Here is a 16,297-nt window from a genome sequence, read left to right as displayed (position 1 = left end):
AAATTGTAATGCAGCGAATGGACAGTGTTATGGACCTCGCCTCTGCGTCAGAGACAGTGCTCGATACAACAGAAACATCTGCGGACGAGTTGAGAATTGAAAAATTCGTGTATGACCCGAAAGCTCCCAAGGCAGACGTGCGTCACGATTGGATGATCCCGGAGATTCTGGCTCTTTATGACCTGCCATTCTATGATCTGCTCTTCAAGGCGCAGACCATGCATCGCAAGCATTTCGACCCGAACAAGGTCCAGCTGTCGACACTGCTGAATATCAAGCAGGGTGGCTGTGCTGAAGACTGCAAGTACTGTTCCCAGTCATCGCGCTATTCCACGGGGCTCAAGGCCAGCAAGCTGATGGATACCGATACGGTTCTGGAATACGCCCGTCAGGCCAAGGAAAACGGTTCCGGCCGTTTCTGCATGGGGGCTGCATGGCGGGATGTGAAGGACCGCGATATCAGCAAGATTGCGGACATCGTGACGGCCGTCAAGGACATGGGCATGGAAACCTGCATGACGCTGGGAATGCTGAGCTTTGATCAGGCCAGACAGCTCAAGGATGCCGGGCTGGACTACTACAATCACAACATTGATACTTCACCCGAATACTACAAGGAAGTGATCACCACGCGGACTTTCGAGGATCGTATGGAGACGCTTGCAAACGTCCGTGAGGCAGGGTTGAACGTTTGTTCCGGCGGGATCATCGGGATGGGTGAGCAGCGTCGGGATCGTGCGGCCATGCTTCAGGCGCTTGCCAACATGCCGAAGCATCCGGGATCTGTTCCCATCAACATGCTGGTGCCGGTCAAGGGCACGCCGTTTGGTGACATGGAACGGATCGACAGTTTCGAGATGGTGCGCACCATCGCTGTGACCCGTCTGGTCATGCCAAAGGCCTATGTGCGCCTGTCTGCCGGTCGCCGTGCTCTGGGTGAAGAAGGGCAGGCTCTTTGCTTCATGGCTGGAGCCAATTCGATCTTTTACGGGGACAAGCTGCTGACAACACCAAACCCGGAAGAGAACGATGACATGAAGCTCTTTGCCAAGCTTGATTTGGTGCCGGAGCACAAGGGCGTGCGTTCCGAATATGAAGATGTCCACCCGGACAAGCCCTGTGGCTGTGGATCGAAGGACTGAGTGTCGGCAACAGCGGAATTCATTTCCTGAAAACAGAAGAACGGTCTGCCCTGTGACCTGGAGGCAGACCGTTCTTTTTTGAACTCTCTGCAAGTCAGAGGAGTTCGAATTCCAAACTTTATTCCTGGTCAGATGACGCCACAGGCCAGACGGGCGCCTCCGCCCCCCAGCTTTGCAGGGTGGTCCGAGTAATTGTCTCCTCCGGCATGGATCATCAGGGAGCGGCCTTCCAGATCGGACATTTTGAGGCGTGGAGCCAGAACAGGGGTGACAACAATACCGTCTTCACCGGCGTAGAGTGCGGGAAGATCGCCCAAATGGTTGTCTTCACCCCATGGGTGTCCGTGTTTGCCAGTGTTTTCCGGGTCGTAGTGTCCACCCGCAGCACCGCCAAGAACAGTCTTTCCATTCTTTTCTGCTGTTTCACAGCTCGGGTTGGTGTGCATGTGAAACCCGTGTGTGCCGGGAGTGATGGAATGCAGATCCGGTGTGAAAACCAGACCGTGCTTGCTTTCGCTGATCTTGATCGTACCGGCCGGGATTTTTCCATCGGCGCTCAGAACGTCCATTTGTACAGTTACAGCTTTTGTGTCAGTGTCGCCAGCGGCCGCAGGCATGGCTGCAACAGCCAGATGACCCAAAGACGCAATCAGGGCAAAAGAAAAGACGGATTTCTTCATCGGTGTGTCCTCATAGGTAGAAGCAGGAATGTGGACGCCGCATGGGCGACATGACAGAAACGCTGTTTGCTGATTTTTTATTCTTTCACAAAAATGTGAGGATCGTTTTTGTTTGAAAACAAGAGGTTGTTTAATTGATAACACCGCAGGCCAGACGGGCTCCGCCTCCGCCAAGCGGGGCCGGATGGTCCGAATGGTTGTCTCCTCCGACATGAATGATCAGGGCGCGTCCTCTGAGATCGGCAAGGCTCAGGCGCGGGGCCAGAACCGGGTCTGTAACCGTTCCGACAGCATCAGCGAAGAGGGCCGGAAGATCTCCCAGATGGCTGTTCTGATCCCATGGGAAACCGTGTTTTCCGGTATTGTGCGGGTCATAGTGACCTCCCGCAGCGCCGGCGAGAATTGTTTTGCCGTCCCTGACAACGGGATCACAGCTTCCGTGTTCGTGAAGATGGAAACCGTGGAAGCCGGGGGTAATCGAATTGAGGACCGGCTTGAAGAGAATGCCGTAAGGTGTTTCTTCAATGGTTATGGTGCCGGTTTCTATATTTCCCAGTGTGCTCAGCATCAGCATTCTGACCTTGATGGTCTGGTTCTCTGATGAAGCTGTGCTGTCCTGCCCGGGTGGATGTGCCGCTGAATGGGGGGATAGAAAAAAAGTTCCCAGAACGGCTTTGACCAAAAGGAATGTCAGGGCTTTTTGCATGTTCCTGTCTCCTGTCGCTGGTGAGTTCATGACAGGGGAACAGACCGGAGCGGGCTTTTATTCCTTCACTTCAGTGTGATGTTTTTTGAATGATCCACCAGAGACTTCTTTGAGAGATTGCGGACCTTGTCATACAAAGGAAACAGGGATGTACTAGTCTGATCAATCAGGCAGGGGGGCAGGTTGTATGCTGGAATATATTGATATCTATTGTGAACGGCTTGCGCCGGGGCTGTGGGGGGAACCCCTCAATCTGATCAGCAATCTGGCGTTTTTTATTGCAGCGTTTCTTGCCTTTCTTCTGGCCAGACGTAAAGGTGCGGAAACTGACAGATCGGTCCTGATCCTGATTGTCCTGCTCTGTGCAATCGGCGCTGGTTCCTCAGCCTTCCATTCTTTTGCGAACCGTCTGACAGCGCTGATGGATGTGCTGGCAATTGCGATTTATATTCTTGTTTATCTCTGGTTCTACTGTGCCCGGATTCTGAAATGGAAAGGGTGGGTGGCCGCTCTCGTTTCAGGAAGCTATCTGATCTGCAGCCTTGCCATGGGGCCTGTACAGGAGGCCCTTTCGGATACTCTGGTCGGGCAGATTATGGGAGGAACGCTCTCCTATGTACCCGCACTGTTTTATACAATCGGATTTGGTCTGTATCACCGGTCTCGGCAGTTTGTTTTTGCGCATGGTCTCTTGCTGGCCTCCGCTGTTTTCATTCTGTCGATGACGTTGCGCAGTCTGGATCTCCACGTGTGCGGGGATTTGCCGATCGGGACACATTACTTCTGGCATATCTTTAACGGGATTGTTCTCTATCTTACTCTTCGAACCTATATTTTGAATGTGCATTCAAGATAATGTGATTTCATGCCCGACACCCATAAGGCTTAGGCTTGCTTTCGTTGTGAGGAAAGAAGTCTTTCGCATCTGCTGAAGCGGTCTCCGGTTCGTCAAACGGCCGGCAAAAAAGAACCGGAAGGTGCGTTCGGGCGTAAGGTTCAGTGTGATTCCGACTGAGTAACTTCCATAAACAGGACGAGAGTTTTCTCAAGGAGCTAGAAATGTCGCAGAGCAATTCCCTTAATCGCAGAGGTTTTTTCAAGGCCGGACTGGCCGGACTGGCCCTTGCAGGTTCAAGCCAGATCACGACAGCAGCGCATGCTGCTGCCCCCAAAAAAGGACCTGCTGGCGGACAGTTTCACCGTTTCAATCTGGGCGGGTTTGAGGTGACAACCCTGCGTGACGGTTCCTTCTCGGTTGATACAGTACAGGGTATTTTTGGCCAGGATCAGCAGCTCTCGGCTGTTGAAACGCTGGCCCATGAAAATCATTTGCCGAAAAATCGCATGACCATTGGTTTCGCACCTGTGCTTGTGAACACGGGCAGTGAACTGGTTCTCTTCGACACAGGCAATGCTCCGGGGCGCCGTCCGGGTGCAGGGCATCTGGTCCATGCTCTGGAAGCGTCCGGCATCAGTGCAGGCGATGTCGATGTTGTGGTGATCACGCACATGCATGGCGATCACATTGGCGGGATGCTCAAGGATGGCAAGGCGGCTTTCCCGAATGCCCGCTATGTCACCGGCCAGGTCGAATACGATTTCTGGACACATCCTGACCGCTTCGCTGGTGAAACCGAAAGCCGGGCGCAACTTGTCAAGGACAACGTGGCCCGCTTTGCAGACCGGATGACGTTCCTCAACGGTGGTGGTGCTGTGGCCTCAGGAATTGAAGCCGTTGAGGCGTTCGGGCATACACCGGGGCATATGGCTTTCCATATCGAGAGCAACGGACAGCGTCTGATGCTCTGTGGAGATGCGGCGAACCACCCTGTCTTTTCCTTGCAGCGCCCGGACTGGCATGTGAAGTTCGATATGGACAAGGCAGCGGCTGCAGCAACGCGCAAGAAACTCTTTGGAATGGTGGCTGCTGACCGTATCGGTTTTACAGGCTATCACATGCCGTTTCCGGCTGTGGGCTTTGTGGATACAAAGGATCAGGGCTTCCGGTATGTTCCGGCAAGCTATCAGTTCTCCTGACGGATTGGTCCGGCAGTTTGATACAGAAAAGGCCCGCAGAGGAAGTTTCTGCGGGCCTTTTCCTTTGGTATGTCCGGGCTATCAGCGCTGACTTGTTTCCCAGTTCGGGTTGATCCAGACCGGCGCATTTGATGGCGGCAACGGATCCTTTCCGAGGATGATGTCCGCAGCCTTCTCGCCAACCATCATGGTCGGAGAGTTGAGGTTGCCGTTCGGAATGGTCGGGAAGATGGAGGAATCCACCACACGCAGGGCCTCGATCCCGCGAACGCGGCATTCGTTGTCCAGAACAGCCATCGGATCATCGTCTGCACCCATTTTACAGGTACAGGACGGGTGGTAGGCACTTTCGGCGTTGTCCTGGATCCAGCTGTCCAGCTCGGCATCGGACTGCATGGCCTCTCCGGGCTGGATTTCACCTCCGACGTAATCGGCCATGGCCGGTTGTGCCATGATCTCCCGCGTCAGGCGGATACACTGGCGGAAGGCTTCGCGGTCTTCTTCTGTCTCGTTGTAGTTGAAGAGGATGAAAGGCTTGTCCTGCGGATTTGGAGAGGTGATGTCGATATGCCCGCGACTGGTTGGCTTGTTCGGGCCAACGTGAACCTGAAGGCCGTGACCTTCAAAGGCAGCCTTGCCGTCGTAGCGAATGGCTGCAGGCAGGAAGTGATACTGGATGTCCGGGGACTTGCGTCCTGCTCGCGAACGGATGAAGGCACAGGACTCGAAGTGGTTTGTTGCACCCAGACCGGACTTGTTCAGGATCCATTCGGCGCCGATCATGAACTTGCTGAACAGGCCGAGTTTGCCGTTCAGGGTAATCGGCTGCTTGCAGTGGAACTGGAAGTAAACCTCAAGGTGATCCTGCAGGTTGCGTCCAACACCCGGCAGATCGTGCACAACTTCAACACCAGCCTTTTTGAGGACTTCGGCAGGACCGATACCGGACAGTTGCAGCAACTGCGGAGAACCGATGGAACCGGCAGAAAGAATCACTTCCTTGTTGGCATAAACCTTTTTCGGTGTGGAGCCGTTTGCCAGATATTCCAGACCGACAGCCTTCTTGCCTTCCAGCAGAATGCGCTTGGCCAGGGCGCCGGTAACCAGCTTCAGGTTCGGACGGTTGAGGGACGGTTTCAGATAGGCATTGGCCGTGGACCAGCGAACGCCGTTCTTGACGTTCATGTGCATGGGGCCAAAGCCTTCCTGACGGTAGCCGTTGTAATCTTCCGTCTCGCCATACCCTGCCTCGACACCGGCCTTGATGAAGGCATTGTACAGAGGGTTCTGGCGGTTGTTGCCATTGTTGGTGTGAACGGGACCGCTACCGCCACGGTACTGGTCTTCGCCGTTCATCCATGTTTCGTTGCGCTTGAAGTAGGGCAGGCAGTGCTTGTAGGACCAGTCCTTGGCACCCTGTTCTTCCCATTCGTCAAAATCACAGGCGTGACCGCGCACGAAGACCATGCCATTGATGGAGGATGATCCGCCCAGAACCTTGCCGCGTGGAGTGTGGAACCGGCGGTTTTTCATGTGGGGTTCCGGCTGGGATTCAAAGTCCCAGTTGTATTTTGTCGTGTTCATCGGGATGGACAGTGCGGTCGGCATCTGAATGAAGATGCTTTTGTCGCTTCCGCCAAACTCGAGCACGAGAACAGAATTCTTTCCATCGCGGCTCAGGTGCTCGGCGAGAATTGATCCGGCAGATCCTGTTCCGACAACAATATAGTCAAATCTTTCTTCGGACACGTTGCGCTCCTTTAACGAGGGGCCGGTTGTTCCTGTTCAGGATGAGGTCAGTCGGAAAACCGGTCTTGTCTGATTTGATCGCAGTCTATTTTTTATTGAACGTTCATTCAATAAAAAACCTGACGGGAAGTTCTTTCCTGTGCGAATCTGGAAGGAAAGAGGAATATTCCGTGCAAAACTCCCTGATATCGGGCTTCACAGTGTGAAAAATTGTACGGATACAATTTCTGCAGATCTTTGCCGCTGCGCAATCCTTGAAATATTATTTCGCAGGAAATGCCAAATGCTCTTCAAAATTAGAAAAGGTAAGGTTTGTTGACCTAGTTGGCGTGTGAATCAGGGTTTCAGCAAGGTTGCAGGATTGTGTCGGTACAATATCGAATGTGATCCGCTTCGCTGAAAAGACTGGCATGCAGGGGCTGGATAGAAGTAGATTGCGGATGAAAACAGCTGGAGAAGTCTGGGCCGAGGCAGAACAGAGAAAGCAAAGGGAGTTCGTTATGGAAGATCGTCGTACCCGTTCGATCCGTCGTCTATTGGTCGCCAACCGCAGTGAGATTGCAATCCGTGTGTTCCGTGCTGCTACGGAGCTTGGTATTGAAACGGTGGCCATCTATTCCAACGAAGATCGCTTTGCCCTGCACCGTTTCAAGGCGGATGAGAGTTATCTTGTCGGTGAAGGCAAGGGGCCGCTTCAGGCCTATCTGGATATTGAAGAGATCATCCAGGTTGCAAAGGAAGCGAATGTGGATGCAATCCACCCGGGCTATGGTTTCCTCTCTGAAAATCCGGAGTTTGCAGAGGCCTGTGCGGAAGCCGGTATTATCTTTATCGGTCCTGATCCGGATGTGATGCGCTCCCTCGGGAACAAGGTTGCCGCGCGCAATCTGGCTGTAAAGGCCAAAGCGCCTGTCATGCCTGCGACCGGTCCGCTTCCCTATGAAGATGAAGAGATCCGAAAGCTGGCAAATGAAGTCGGCTTCCCGGTCATGCTGAAGGCGTCCTGGGGCGGCGGAGGTCGCGGGATGCGGGTCATCGAGGATGAAAGCAGCCTGCTGGACAACGTTGCAACAGCGCGTCGTGAAGCCCTCAATGCCTTTGGCAATGACGAGGTCTATCTGGAGAAACTGGTGCGTCGTGCCCGTCACGTAGAGGTTCAGATCCTTGGTGATACGCACGGCAACATCGTTCACCTTTTTGAACGCGACTGTTCTGTTCAGCGCCGCAACCAGAAGGTTGTCGAGCGTGCTCCGGCGCCCTATCTGAGTGAAGCAAAGCGACAGGAATTCTGCGATGCAGCGCTCGCTCTGACACGTGAAGCCGGCTATTCCAATGCAGGCACGGTCGAGTTCCTGATGGATATGGACAGTGACGAGATTTACTTCATCGAGGTCAATCCGCGTATTCAGGTGGAGCATACCGTCACGGAGATTGTGACCGGCATTGATATCGTCAAGGCACAGATCCGCATTGCCGAAGGGGCAACGATTGGCGATGGCATCTGTGGTGTTCCTGTCCAGGACGAGATCAGACTCAACTCCCACGCCCTGCAGTGTCGCGTGACGACCGAGGACCCGGAGAACAACTTCATTCCTGACTACGGCAAAATCACGGCCTACCGCGGAGCGACGGGATTCGGTATCCGTCTGGATGGCGGCACGGCCTATTCCGGTGCCCTGATCACACGTTATTACGACTCCCTGCTGGAGAAGGTGACAGCCTGGGGCAACACACCGGATGAAGCCCTGTCCCGCATGGATCGCGCCCTGAAGGAATTCCGTATCCGCGGCGTTGCAACAAACCTCCAGTTTGTCGAGGGTCTGCTGCGCCATCCGAAGTTCCGCAGCAATCAGTACACAACCCGTTTCATTGACGAGACACCCGAACTCTTCCAGCTGCCAAAGCGCCGTGATCGTGCGACACGTCTGTTGTGTTTCATGGGAGAGGTGCTGGTCAATGGCAACGAGGAGGTGAACGGTCGTGTTCATCCGGCTCATCCCCATGTTGCGCGCTTGCCGAACATTCCAAAGGAAGCTGCGCCAGAAGGGCCAAAACAAATTCTGGAACGTGACGGGGCCGAAGGTGTTGCACGCTGGATGAAGGAGCAGCAGCGCCTCTTGATGACGGACACGACATTCCGTGACGCCCACCAGTCCCTGCTGGCAACCCGTGTGCGGACTGACGATCTTGTCCGCGTTGCGCCCTTTGTTTCCAAACGCCTGCCGGAGCTGTTCTCTGTCGAGTGCTGGGGTGGTGCAACCTTTGATGTGGCCATGCGCTTTTTGAAAGAATGCCCCTGGGATCGACTGTTCAAAATGCGCGAAGCCATGCCGAACCACCTGTTGCAGATGCTTCTGCGGGCTTCGAACGGTGTGGGCTATACCAACTATCCGGACAATGTTGTCCGGCACTTTGTTGACCACGCTGCACGTGGCGGTGTTGATGTTTTCCGCGTGTTTGATTCCCTGAACTGGGTTGAAAACATGCGTGTTGCCATGGATGCGGTTTGTGAAAGCGGAAAGATCTGTGAGGCTGTTGTGTGCTACACAGGGGACATTCTCGATCCGAACCGCCCGAAGTATGACCTGAAATACTACGTGAACATGGCCCGGGAACTGGAAGCAGCCGGAGCGCATGTTCTGGGAATCAAGGACATGGCCGGGCTTCTGAAACCGGAAGCCGCGCGTATTCTGATCAAGGCCCTGAAGGAAGAGGTGGGGCTGCCCATCCATTTCCACACGCATGACACCAGCGGTATTTCTGCTGCAACGGTTCTGGCTGCTGCAGATGCCGGGGTGGATGCTGTCGATGCCTGTATCGATTCCATGTCGGGTCTGACATCACAGCCGAATATGGGATCCATTGCCGCTGCCCTGCGCAACACGGCACGGGACACAGGTCTCGATCGTGAAGCCCTGCTTGAGTATGAGGATTACTGGGAACAGGTGCGCAGCAACTATGTCGGCTTTGAATCCGACATCCGCTGTGGAACATCGGATGTCTATCACCATGAAATGCCTGGTGGTCAATACACCAACCTGCGTCAGCAGGCCCGTTCCCTCGGCATTGAGGAAAACTGGCCGGATGTCTCCAACGCCTATGCCGATGTGAACCAGATGTTTGGTGACATCGTGAAGGTCACACCGTCCTCCAAGGTCGTCGGTGACATGGCATTGATGATGGTGACATCGGACATCAGCAGGGAAGATGTTGAAAACCCGGATGTTGATGTGGCCTTCCCTGAGTCGGTTGTCTCCTTCTTCAAGGGAGATCTGGGACAGCCGGTCGGCGGCTTCCCTCAGGCCTTGCAGAAGAAGGTGCTCAAGGGTGAAAAAGCCATGACAGAGCGCCCCGGTGCCCTTTTGCCGCCTGCAGATCTGGAGGCCGAGCGTAAGCTGGCCGGGGAAAAGGCGGGACGTGAGATCACCGATTTCGAGTTTGCGTCCTATCTGATGTATCCGCAGGTCTTTGTTGACTTCATGAAGCACAGGAAGGAATACGGTGACGTTTCCGTGCTGCCGACGCCTGTTTTCTTCTATGGTATGGAAGCGGGTGACGAGCTGGCAATCGACATTGACAGGGGCAAGACCCTGATCATCCGGTTCCGTGCTGTTTCGGAGGCTGATGAAGAGGGCATTGCAACTGTCTTCTTCGAACTCAACGGTCAGCCCCGGACGGTCAAGATTCGCGACAACAGCCGTCAGGCCTCTGTGGCGGCCCATCCGAAGGTTGAAGACGGCAACGCCGATCACCTTGGCGCACCGATGCCGGGACTGATTGCAACTGTTGCTGTCAAGCAGGGGGATGAGGTCAGGCGTGGGGATACCCTGATGACCATTGAAGCGATGAAAATGCAGACCGCGGTTCTGGCAGAGAAGGATGGTGTTGTGAAAACGCTTCTGGTCGAGCCGGGCTCCAAGGTCGAAACCAAGGATCTTCTGGCTGTGATCGCATAAGAGACTGCAACCGCAGACTGTTAACAGAGAGGGGAGCACGGGCTCCCCTTTTTTGTCGAGGCGCTGTCTTCAGAGCTTCAGGGATTTCACATGTCTGAATTTTTGCAGGCGTTCGTTCTGCTCGCTCTGTCGCGCAGCAAAGAGGTTGCTGCCGATATGGTGGTGTGAATCCCACTGTTTGGGGCGCAGGGAGCCCAGAGACCTGTATTCAAAACAGAGATCGTGGGTCATGCAGTTTTCCCTGATGATGGGCCAGACTGTGGCTCTTAGCAGGTGCTGGTCAAAATGCATGTTGGGGTGATCGTTGGACTTGTAGGTCGAAACCAGCTTTTCCAGTTCCGGCAGATTGCCTGCAACGCCGCCCCACAGACCGGCGAGAATGAGTTCCGAATGGCTCCACCAGTCGCGGATAACATGAAAGAGTTTATCACTGGCAATCCATCTTCTGACCAGTTTCATTTCTCTTTTGGTGATGACAGAATCTGCATCCCTGACCAGAAAGCGTCCGCAGTCCTCACGCGTTGAAACCTCAAAGCGCCACAACAGTTTCTCGTGACCCGGGCAGTTTGAGGGACGCATCTCTATTTTTGCATTGTTGCGCTCAAGCTCCCCGAGCAGATCGTCAGGAACCGAACTGTCGGCGTAGACCAGCATCTGCCAGTCGGGATAGAACTCTTCAATGGACAGCAGGTTGTCCAGAATGCCGCGCAGATAGCGTGGATTGTCCCCGAAAAGGGAAAAGGCAACGTAGTTCCTGAGATCCCTGTCGCTCCTGCCCAGCAGGGTGCTGGCCTTTTCCGGGCTGCAGGATACAAAAGCCGGAGGTTCACAGGCTTCCCGATCTTTCAGGGTCAGGGATTTGATGCCGTATGTCTTTGCCTCCTCAAAGCGTTTTTGTTTGAAGAAAAGACGTGTTGCTATATCGAACATGTTGCTGTTCAGGGTGCTGGTGTTTTCCAGTTCCCGAAGCATCTTTTCGGCTTCTTCAAAGCGTTCCATGCGCACGAGCAAAAGCAGGCAGCCTTCGCGAAGGCTGTGCTCCTTGCCGGCTTTCAGGGTCAGAGCGCGTTGATAGAGCCGCAGGGCGGAAGGGTAGTCCCCAAGTTCGCTGACAAGGTAGCCCAGAAGCTCCAGCAGACGGACCTCCTCCTGAGGTTCGGGCGCATTGTTGAGGGCATCAATAAGCGTATCCACGGCGCTTTTTTTCTTTCCCTGATCCCAGAGGGCGAGGCACTGCACGAGGAGTGATTGTGTGTTGCTGGAGATGGAGGGATCAGTAGCCATGGAACTCTAAAAACAGGATAGATGACAGCCAATTGTGTCCTCCGATGACAGTCCTGTCAAAAGTTCAAAGGTTAATTTCCGGGGTTAATTGCCCGGCAGGTCACAAAAAACGGGCTGAAGGCATGGCCCTCAACCCGTTGTTCTGTTCGCTCGAGCTGAAATCAGTCGATTTCGATTTCCGCAACGCAGTCGACTTCGACAGCAATGCCCAGTGGCAGGCTTGGTGCAGAAACAGCGGCGCGTGCGTGAACACCCTTGTCACCAAAGACTTCAACCATCAGGTCGGAGACACCGTTGATAACCTTTGGCTGATCAACAAAGTCAGGAGTGGAGTTCACAAAACCGCCGAGCTTGACGATACGCTTGACCTTGTCGAGGTTGCCACCGGTTGCCGCTTTCAGCTGGGCGAGGATGTTCATGCCACAAAGACGGGCAGCATCCTGACCTTCTTCGACAGACATGTTTTCACCGAGCTTGCCCTTGAAGAGGATCTCGCCGTCTTTGGCTGTGATTTGACCGGAAACAAAAACCATGTTGCCGGAGGTCACGTAACCAACGTAGTTGGCAACAGCTTTTGCAGGTTCCTTAACTTCCAGGCCCAGTTCTTTCAGGCGCGCTTCAATAACACCAGTCATGGCGATCATCCTTTTTGACAGATAGAGGGGTGGTCAAAACGGTTTGGCAAGAATCTTTCGATCATCGCCCCGATTTCGCGCGGAGTTTAGCCTGAGTAACCTGAAAAGCAAAGCATTCTTGCGTCATGCGCACAGCATTTCGCGACCTGCTCTTTCTGGGGTGGTCAAGCGCGGTTCTGCAAGAGGGAGAACGGCACTGGAAACCAACAGGAGGCGAAGCCCGTCAGAGCTTCGCCTCCTGTCATTTGATGCCGGTCTGTTCACAGAAACAGCCGACCTCTCTGGAGAGTGTTAGCTGCAGCCTGTTGTGCCACCGCAGGTGTCACATTTCAGGCAGGTGCCGTTGCGAACCAGTGTGAAGTTACCGCATTCCGGACAGCTGTCGCCTTCGTACCCTTTCATGCGGGCCTCGCGGACCTGTTCGGTTCTGCGATCAGCAGGCTTGCTGCTGGAGGTACTGATGCTTCCGGTCTGGACAGGTGTCTCGTTGACAACCTGCTGGAGCGGCAGTTCGGCTGTTGGTTCCTGTACAACTTCACTGCCTCCGTCGAAGACACGCAGTTTGTTGCGAACAAAGCCTGTGGAGGTCACACGGCGAACTGTTGCGGCAACAGCGGCTTCACGGGCAGAGCTTGCGTCGTCTTCCTCCAGATCACTCTGGTTGGTGCCTGTACCAATGGAGTCAGGCAGGACATCGGACGGTTCAACGTGTGCCAGATCGTTACGGCCGAGATAGGAAACCGCCAGTTCACGGAAGATGTAATCCAGAATGGAGGTTGCCATCTTGATCGCATCGTTGCCCTCAACCATGCCGGAAGGCTCGAAACGCGTGAAGGTGTAAGCTTCAACAAACTCTTCCAGCGGAACACCGTATTGCAGGCCAATGGACACGGCGATGGCGAAGTTGTTCATCAGGCTTCGGAAGGCAGCGCCTTCCTTGTGCATGTCGACAAAAAGCTCGCCGAGATCGCCGTCTTCATACTCACCTGTCCGCAGGTAAACCTTGTGACCACCGACAACAGCTTTCTGGGTGTAGCCCTTGCGGCGTGTCGGCAGTTTGCGACGCTCTGTCGGCATGACCTTCTCGACAACGCGCTCGATGATGCGCTCGGCAACAACCTCTGCCTTCACAGCGGCAGGTGCCTCTGCGAGAGCCTCGACCTCTTCCTCGTCCAGATCCTGCAGAACGGAGGAGGAGAGTGGCTGGGACAGCTTGGAGCCATCGCGATAGAGTGCATTGGCTTTCAGACCCAGTTTCCAGGACAGCATGTAAGCGTCCTTGCAGTCGTCGATCACTGCAGAAGCCGGCATGTTGATGGTCTTGGAAATCGCACCGGAGATGAACGGCTGAGCCGCAGCCATCATGCGGATGTGGCTTTCATAGGACAGATAGCGTTTGCCGATCTTGCCGCAGGCGTTTGCACAGTCAAAGACAGGCAGGTGCTCGTCTTTCAGGTGTGGTGCGCCTTCGACAGTCATGGTGCCTGTGACGAAGAGGTTGGCTTCTTCACGCTCTTCCTTGCTGAAGCCCAGAGCCGCCAGCATGTCGAACTCGAAGTCGTCCAGCTGTTCGCCGCTGAAGCCGAGGACGTCCTTGCAGAACTCTTCGCCCAGTGTGAACTTGTTGAAGACAAACTTGATGTCGAATGCGGAACCGACAGCAGCCTCGATCTTTTCCAGAACCTCGTCTGTGAAGCCCTTGGCTTTCAGGGTCTGGTGATTGATGGCCGGAGACTGGCGGATGCTGCCGTGACCAACAGCGTAGCCAACGATCTCGTCGATTTGCTCCTTGTTGTAGCCCAGCTTTTCCAGGGCAACAGGAATGGTGCGGTTGATGATCTTGAAGTAGCCACCACCGGCAAGCTTCTTGAACTTCACAGTCGCAAAGTCCGGCTCGATACCGGTTGTGTCACAGTCCATGACCAGCCCAATGGTGCCGGTTGGTGCAACAACTGTGGTCTGGGCGTTGCGATAGCCGTGCTTCTCACCCAGTTCCAGAGCCTTGTCCCATGATGTACGAACGGCTTCGGCCAGATCTTTCAAAGGACAGTCATCGGCATTGAAAGGAACCGGTGTGACTTCAAGCTGCTCGTAGCCTTCCGTTTCGCCATAGGCTGCACGGCGGTGGTTGCGCATGACGCGGAGCATGTCGGCCTTGTTTGGCTCATAGCCTTCAAAGGCACCCAGCTCCCCGGCAATTTCGGCAGATGTGGCATAGGAGACACCGGTCATCACCCCGGAGAGGGCTGCACAGAGCGCACGGCCTTCGTCAGAGTCATAGGCGATCCCCATGGCCATCAGCAGACCGCCGATGTTGGCATAGCCCAGACCCGTTGTCCGATAGCGGTAGGACAGCTCTGCAATGGCTTTGGACGGGAACTGCGCCATGGTGACGGAGATTTCCAGTGTCAGCAGCCACAGGCGGTTGGCGTGGATGTAGGCTTCAACATCAAAGCTTCCGTCCGGACGCATGAAGGTCATCAGGTTCAGGGATGCAAGGTTACAGGCCGTGTCATCCAGGAACATGTACTCGGAACAGGGGTTGGAGCCATTGATACGACCGGACTGCGGGCAGGTGTGCCACTCGTTGATCGTGGTGTCGTATTGCATGCCCGGATCAGCACAGGCCCAGGCTGCATAGGAAATCTGGTCCCAGAGATCGCGCGCCTTGATGGACTTGGCAACCTTGCCGTCGATGCGGTTGGTCATGTGCCAGTCATCATCTTTTTCAAGGGCATTGAAGAAGCTGTTGGGCACGCGCACGGAGTTGTTGGAGTTCTGGCCGGAAACGGTCAGATAGGCTTCGCTGTCCCAGTCTGTGTCGTAGGTCGGGAACTCGATTTCTGTGAAGCCCTGCTCTGCAAACTGGAGAACACGCTGCACGTAGGACATGGGAATGTCGACTTTGCGCGCATCGCGGATGGCGGCTTTCAGGGCTGCATTCTTTTTCGGATTGGCCTTGTCTGCAACGGCTTCCAGTTCTGTCGCGGACTGGATGGCTTCCATGATGAGTTTCAGATGTTTCTTGCAGGCCTTGGAGCCGGCAACGATAGCGGCAACCTTTTGTTCCTCGACAACCTTCCAGTTGATGTACTCTTCAATGTCCGGGTGGTCCAGATTGACTGTGACCATCTTTGCGGCGCGACGGGTCGTGCCACCGGATTTGATCGCACCTGCTGCACGGTCGCCGATTTTCAGAAAGCTCATCAGGCCGGAAGAGCGGCCACCACCGGAAAGAGGTTCGTTTGCACCGCGCACAGCAGAGAAGTTGGAACCGGTACCGGAGCCGTATTTGAACAGACGGGCTTCGCGCACCCAGAGATCCATGATGCCGTTCTCGGAAACGAGATCATCGTCAACGGACTGGATGAAGCAGGCATGTGGTTGCGGGTGTTCGTAAGCGGATTTGGAACGTGTGAGCTTTCCGGTTTTGTAATCGACGTAATAGTGGCCCTGGCCGGGACCGTCGATGCCGTAAGCCCAGTGCAGGCCTGTGTTGAACCACTGCGGAGAGTTGGGCGCAGACATCTGTTTTGTCAGCATGTAGCGCATTTCGTCATAATAGGTCTGTGCGTCTTCCTCGGTGTTGAAGTAGCCGCCCTTCCAGCCCCAATAGGTCCACGCGCCCGCCAGGCGGTCAAAAACCTGTTTGGCAGAGGTTTCGCCGAGGATTTTATCGTTCTCGTCCATATTGGCCATGGCTTTGGTATCAGGGACAGAACGCCACAGCCATGATGGAACATCATTTTCTTCAACGCGCTTGAGCTTCGCCGGTACACCGCGCTTGCGGAAATACTTCTGCGCCAGAATATCACTGGCGACCTGGCTCCAGCTTTCAGGAACCTCGATGTTGTTGGCCTGAAAGACAACAGATCCGTCCGGATTGCGGATTTCACTAGATGTAGTGCGAAAAGCAATGGAACTATATACGGCACCGGCATCGTAGTTGCCTTTGGATGCGGTGGTAAAATGGCGCGCGATTTTCATGCTTTTGTCCCTAAAAGCTGTAGTTTCAAATGCAGGGGCGAACCCCGTGTATCAAGAAGCAGGTTCAAACAGATTCCAGACAGGGATTTGAGGTCTGTTGATAACCGACGTCTTCTATCCT

Annotated in this window: 10 protein-coding genes; 4 read left to right on the top strand and 6 right to left on the bottom strand. The window is 54.6% G+C overall.

Annotated features, from left to right (window positions below; all coding sequences use genetic code 11):
- Window positions 1-8 precede the first annotated feature (8 nt).
- Complete coding sequence (gene bioB / locus AAAH10_RS00915; protein WP_442490254.1) at window positions 9-1,142, top strand: biotin synthase BioB; 1,134 nt, start codon at window positions 9-11, stop codon at window positions 1,140-1,142.
- A 128-nt stretch (window positions 1,143-1,270) separates the two neighbouring features.
- Here the strand turns inward: bioB and sodC (AAAH10_RS00910) are convergent, their stop codons facing one another.
- The gene (gene sodC, locus AAAH10_RS00910; protein ID WP_343559602.1) at window positions 1,271-1,822 is read right to left on the bottom strand and encodes a superoxide dismutase [Cu-Zn] SodC; all 552 of its coding nucleotides are present in this window, start codon (window positions 1,820-1,822) and stop codon (window positions 1,271-1,273) included.
- A gap of 130 nt (window positions 1,823-1,952) precedes the next feature.
- Window positions 1,953-2,528 (bottom strand): superoxide dismutase [Cu-Zn] SodC, encoded by a 576-nt coding sequence (gene sodC / locus AAAH10_RS00905; RefSeq protein WP_343559600.1) that lies wholly within the window; start codon window positions 2,526-2,528, stop codon window positions 1,953-1,955.
- A 187-nt stretch (window positions 2,529-2,715) separates the two neighbouring features.
- On the opposite strand from sodC (AAAH10_RS00905), the gene AAAH10_RS00900 reads away from it, so the two are divergent.
- Complete coding sequence (locus AAAH10_RS00900) at window positions 2,716-3,384, top strand: ceramidase domain-containing protein (RefSeq protein ID WP_343559598.1); 669 nt, start codon at window positions 2,716-2,718, stop codon at window positions 3,382-3,384.
- A 203-nt stretch (window positions 3,385-3,587) separates the two neighbouring features.
- The gene (locus AAAH10_RS00895; protein WP_343559596.1) at window positions 3,588-4,565 is read left to right on the top strand and encodes an MBL fold metallo-hydrolase; all 978 of its coding nucleotides are present in this window, start codon (window positions 3,588-3,590) and stop codon (window positions 4,563-4,565) included.
- Window positions 4,566-4,646: 81 nt separating this feature from the next.
- On the opposite strand, the gene betA is transcribed toward AAAH10_RS00895, so the two are convergent.
- The gene (betA, locus tag AAAH10_RS00890) at window positions 4,647-6,314 is read right to left on the bottom strand and encodes a choline dehydrogenase (RefSeq protein WP_343559594.1); all 1,668 of its coding nucleotides are present in this window, start codon (window positions 6,312-6,314) and stop codon (window positions 4,647-4,649) included.
- A 500-nt stretch (window positions 6,315-6,814) separates the two neighbouring features.
- Here betA and pyc point away from each other — a divergent pair, with 500 nt between their 5' ends.
- Window positions 6,815-10,270, top strand: a complete 3,456-nt coding sequence (gene pyc / locus AAAH10_RS00885; RefSeq protein WP_343559591.1) for a pyruvate carboxylase — start codon at window positions 6,815-6,817, stop codon at window positions 10,268-10,270.
- A gap of 69 nt (window positions 10,271-10,339) precedes the next feature.
- Here pyc and AAAH10_RS00880 read toward each other — a convergent pair whose 3' ends face one another.
- The 3 genes from AAAH10_RS00880 to AAAH10_RS00870 form a co-directional block, all read right to left on the bottom strand.
- Complete coding sequence (locus tag AAAH10_RS00880; protein ID WP_343559588.1) at window positions 10,340-11,554, bottom strand: tetratricopeptide repeat protein; 1,215 nt, start codon at window positions 11,552-11,554, stop codon at window positions 10,340-10,342.
- 161 nt (window positions 11,555-11,715) lie between these two features.
- Window positions 11,716-12,189: a RidA family protein gene (locus tag AAAH10_RS00875; RefSeq protein ID WP_343559586.1), complete on the bottom strand. Its 474-nt coding sequence runs from the start codon at window positions 12,187-12,189 to the stop codon at window positions 11,716-11,718.
- Window positions 12,190-12,480: 291 nt separating this feature from the next.
- A complete protein-coding gene (locus tag AAAH10_RS00870) occupies window positions 12,481-16,176 on the bottom strand; it encodes a vitamin B12-dependent ribonucleotide reductase (protein WP_343559583.1) in 3,696 nt (1,231 codons plus the stop codon).
- Window positions 16,177-16,297: the final 121 nt, after the last annotated feature.

The organism is Carbonatibacter coralli (assembly GCF_039592655.1).
GTDB classification, from domain to species: Bacteria; Pseudomonadota; Alphaproteobacteria; order Kiloniellales; family Kiloniellaceae; genus Carbonatibacter; species Carbonatibacter coralli.
This window is presented reverse-complemented; position numbering and strand designations above follow the sequence as displayed.

Bases quoted from the DNA above. Each gene is read 5' to 3' on its own strand.
- pyc (WP_343559591.1), top strand. From the start codon at position 6,815: ATGGAAGATCGTCGTACCCGTTCGATCCGTCGTCTATTGGTCGCCAAC.
- AAAH10_RS00895 (WP_343559596.1), top strand. From the start codon at position 3,588: ATGTCGCAGAGCAATTCCCTTAATCGCAGAGGTTTTTTCAAGGCCGGA.
- AAAH10_RS00880 (WP_343559588.1), bottom strand. From the start codon at position 11,554: ATGGCTACTGATCCCTCCATCTCCAGCAACACACAATCACTCCTCGTG.
- sodC (WP_343559600.1), bottom strand. From the start codon at position 2,528: ATGCAAAAAGCCCTGACATTCCTTTTGGTCAAAGCCGTTCTGGGAACT.
- AAAH10_RS00870 (WP_343559583.1), bottom strand. From the start codon at position 16,176: ATGAAAATCGCGCGCCATTTTACCACCGCATCCAAAGGCAACTACGAT.
- sodC (WP_343559602.1), bottom strand. From the start codon at position 1,822: ATGAAGAAATCCGTCTTTTCTTTTGCCCTGATTGCGTCTTTGGGTCAT.
- AAAH10_RS00900 (WP_343559598.1), top strand. From the start codon at position 2,716: ATGCTGGAATATATTGATATCTATTGTGAACGGCTTGCGCCGGGGCTG.
- bioB (WP_442490254.1), top strand. From the start codon at position 9: ATGCAGCGAATGGACAGTGTTATGGACCTCGCCTCTGCGTCAGAGACA.
- AAAH10_RS00875 (WP_343559586.1), bottom strand. From the start codon at position 12,189: ATGACTGGTGTTATTGAAGCGCGCCTGAAAGAACTGGGCCTGGAAGTT.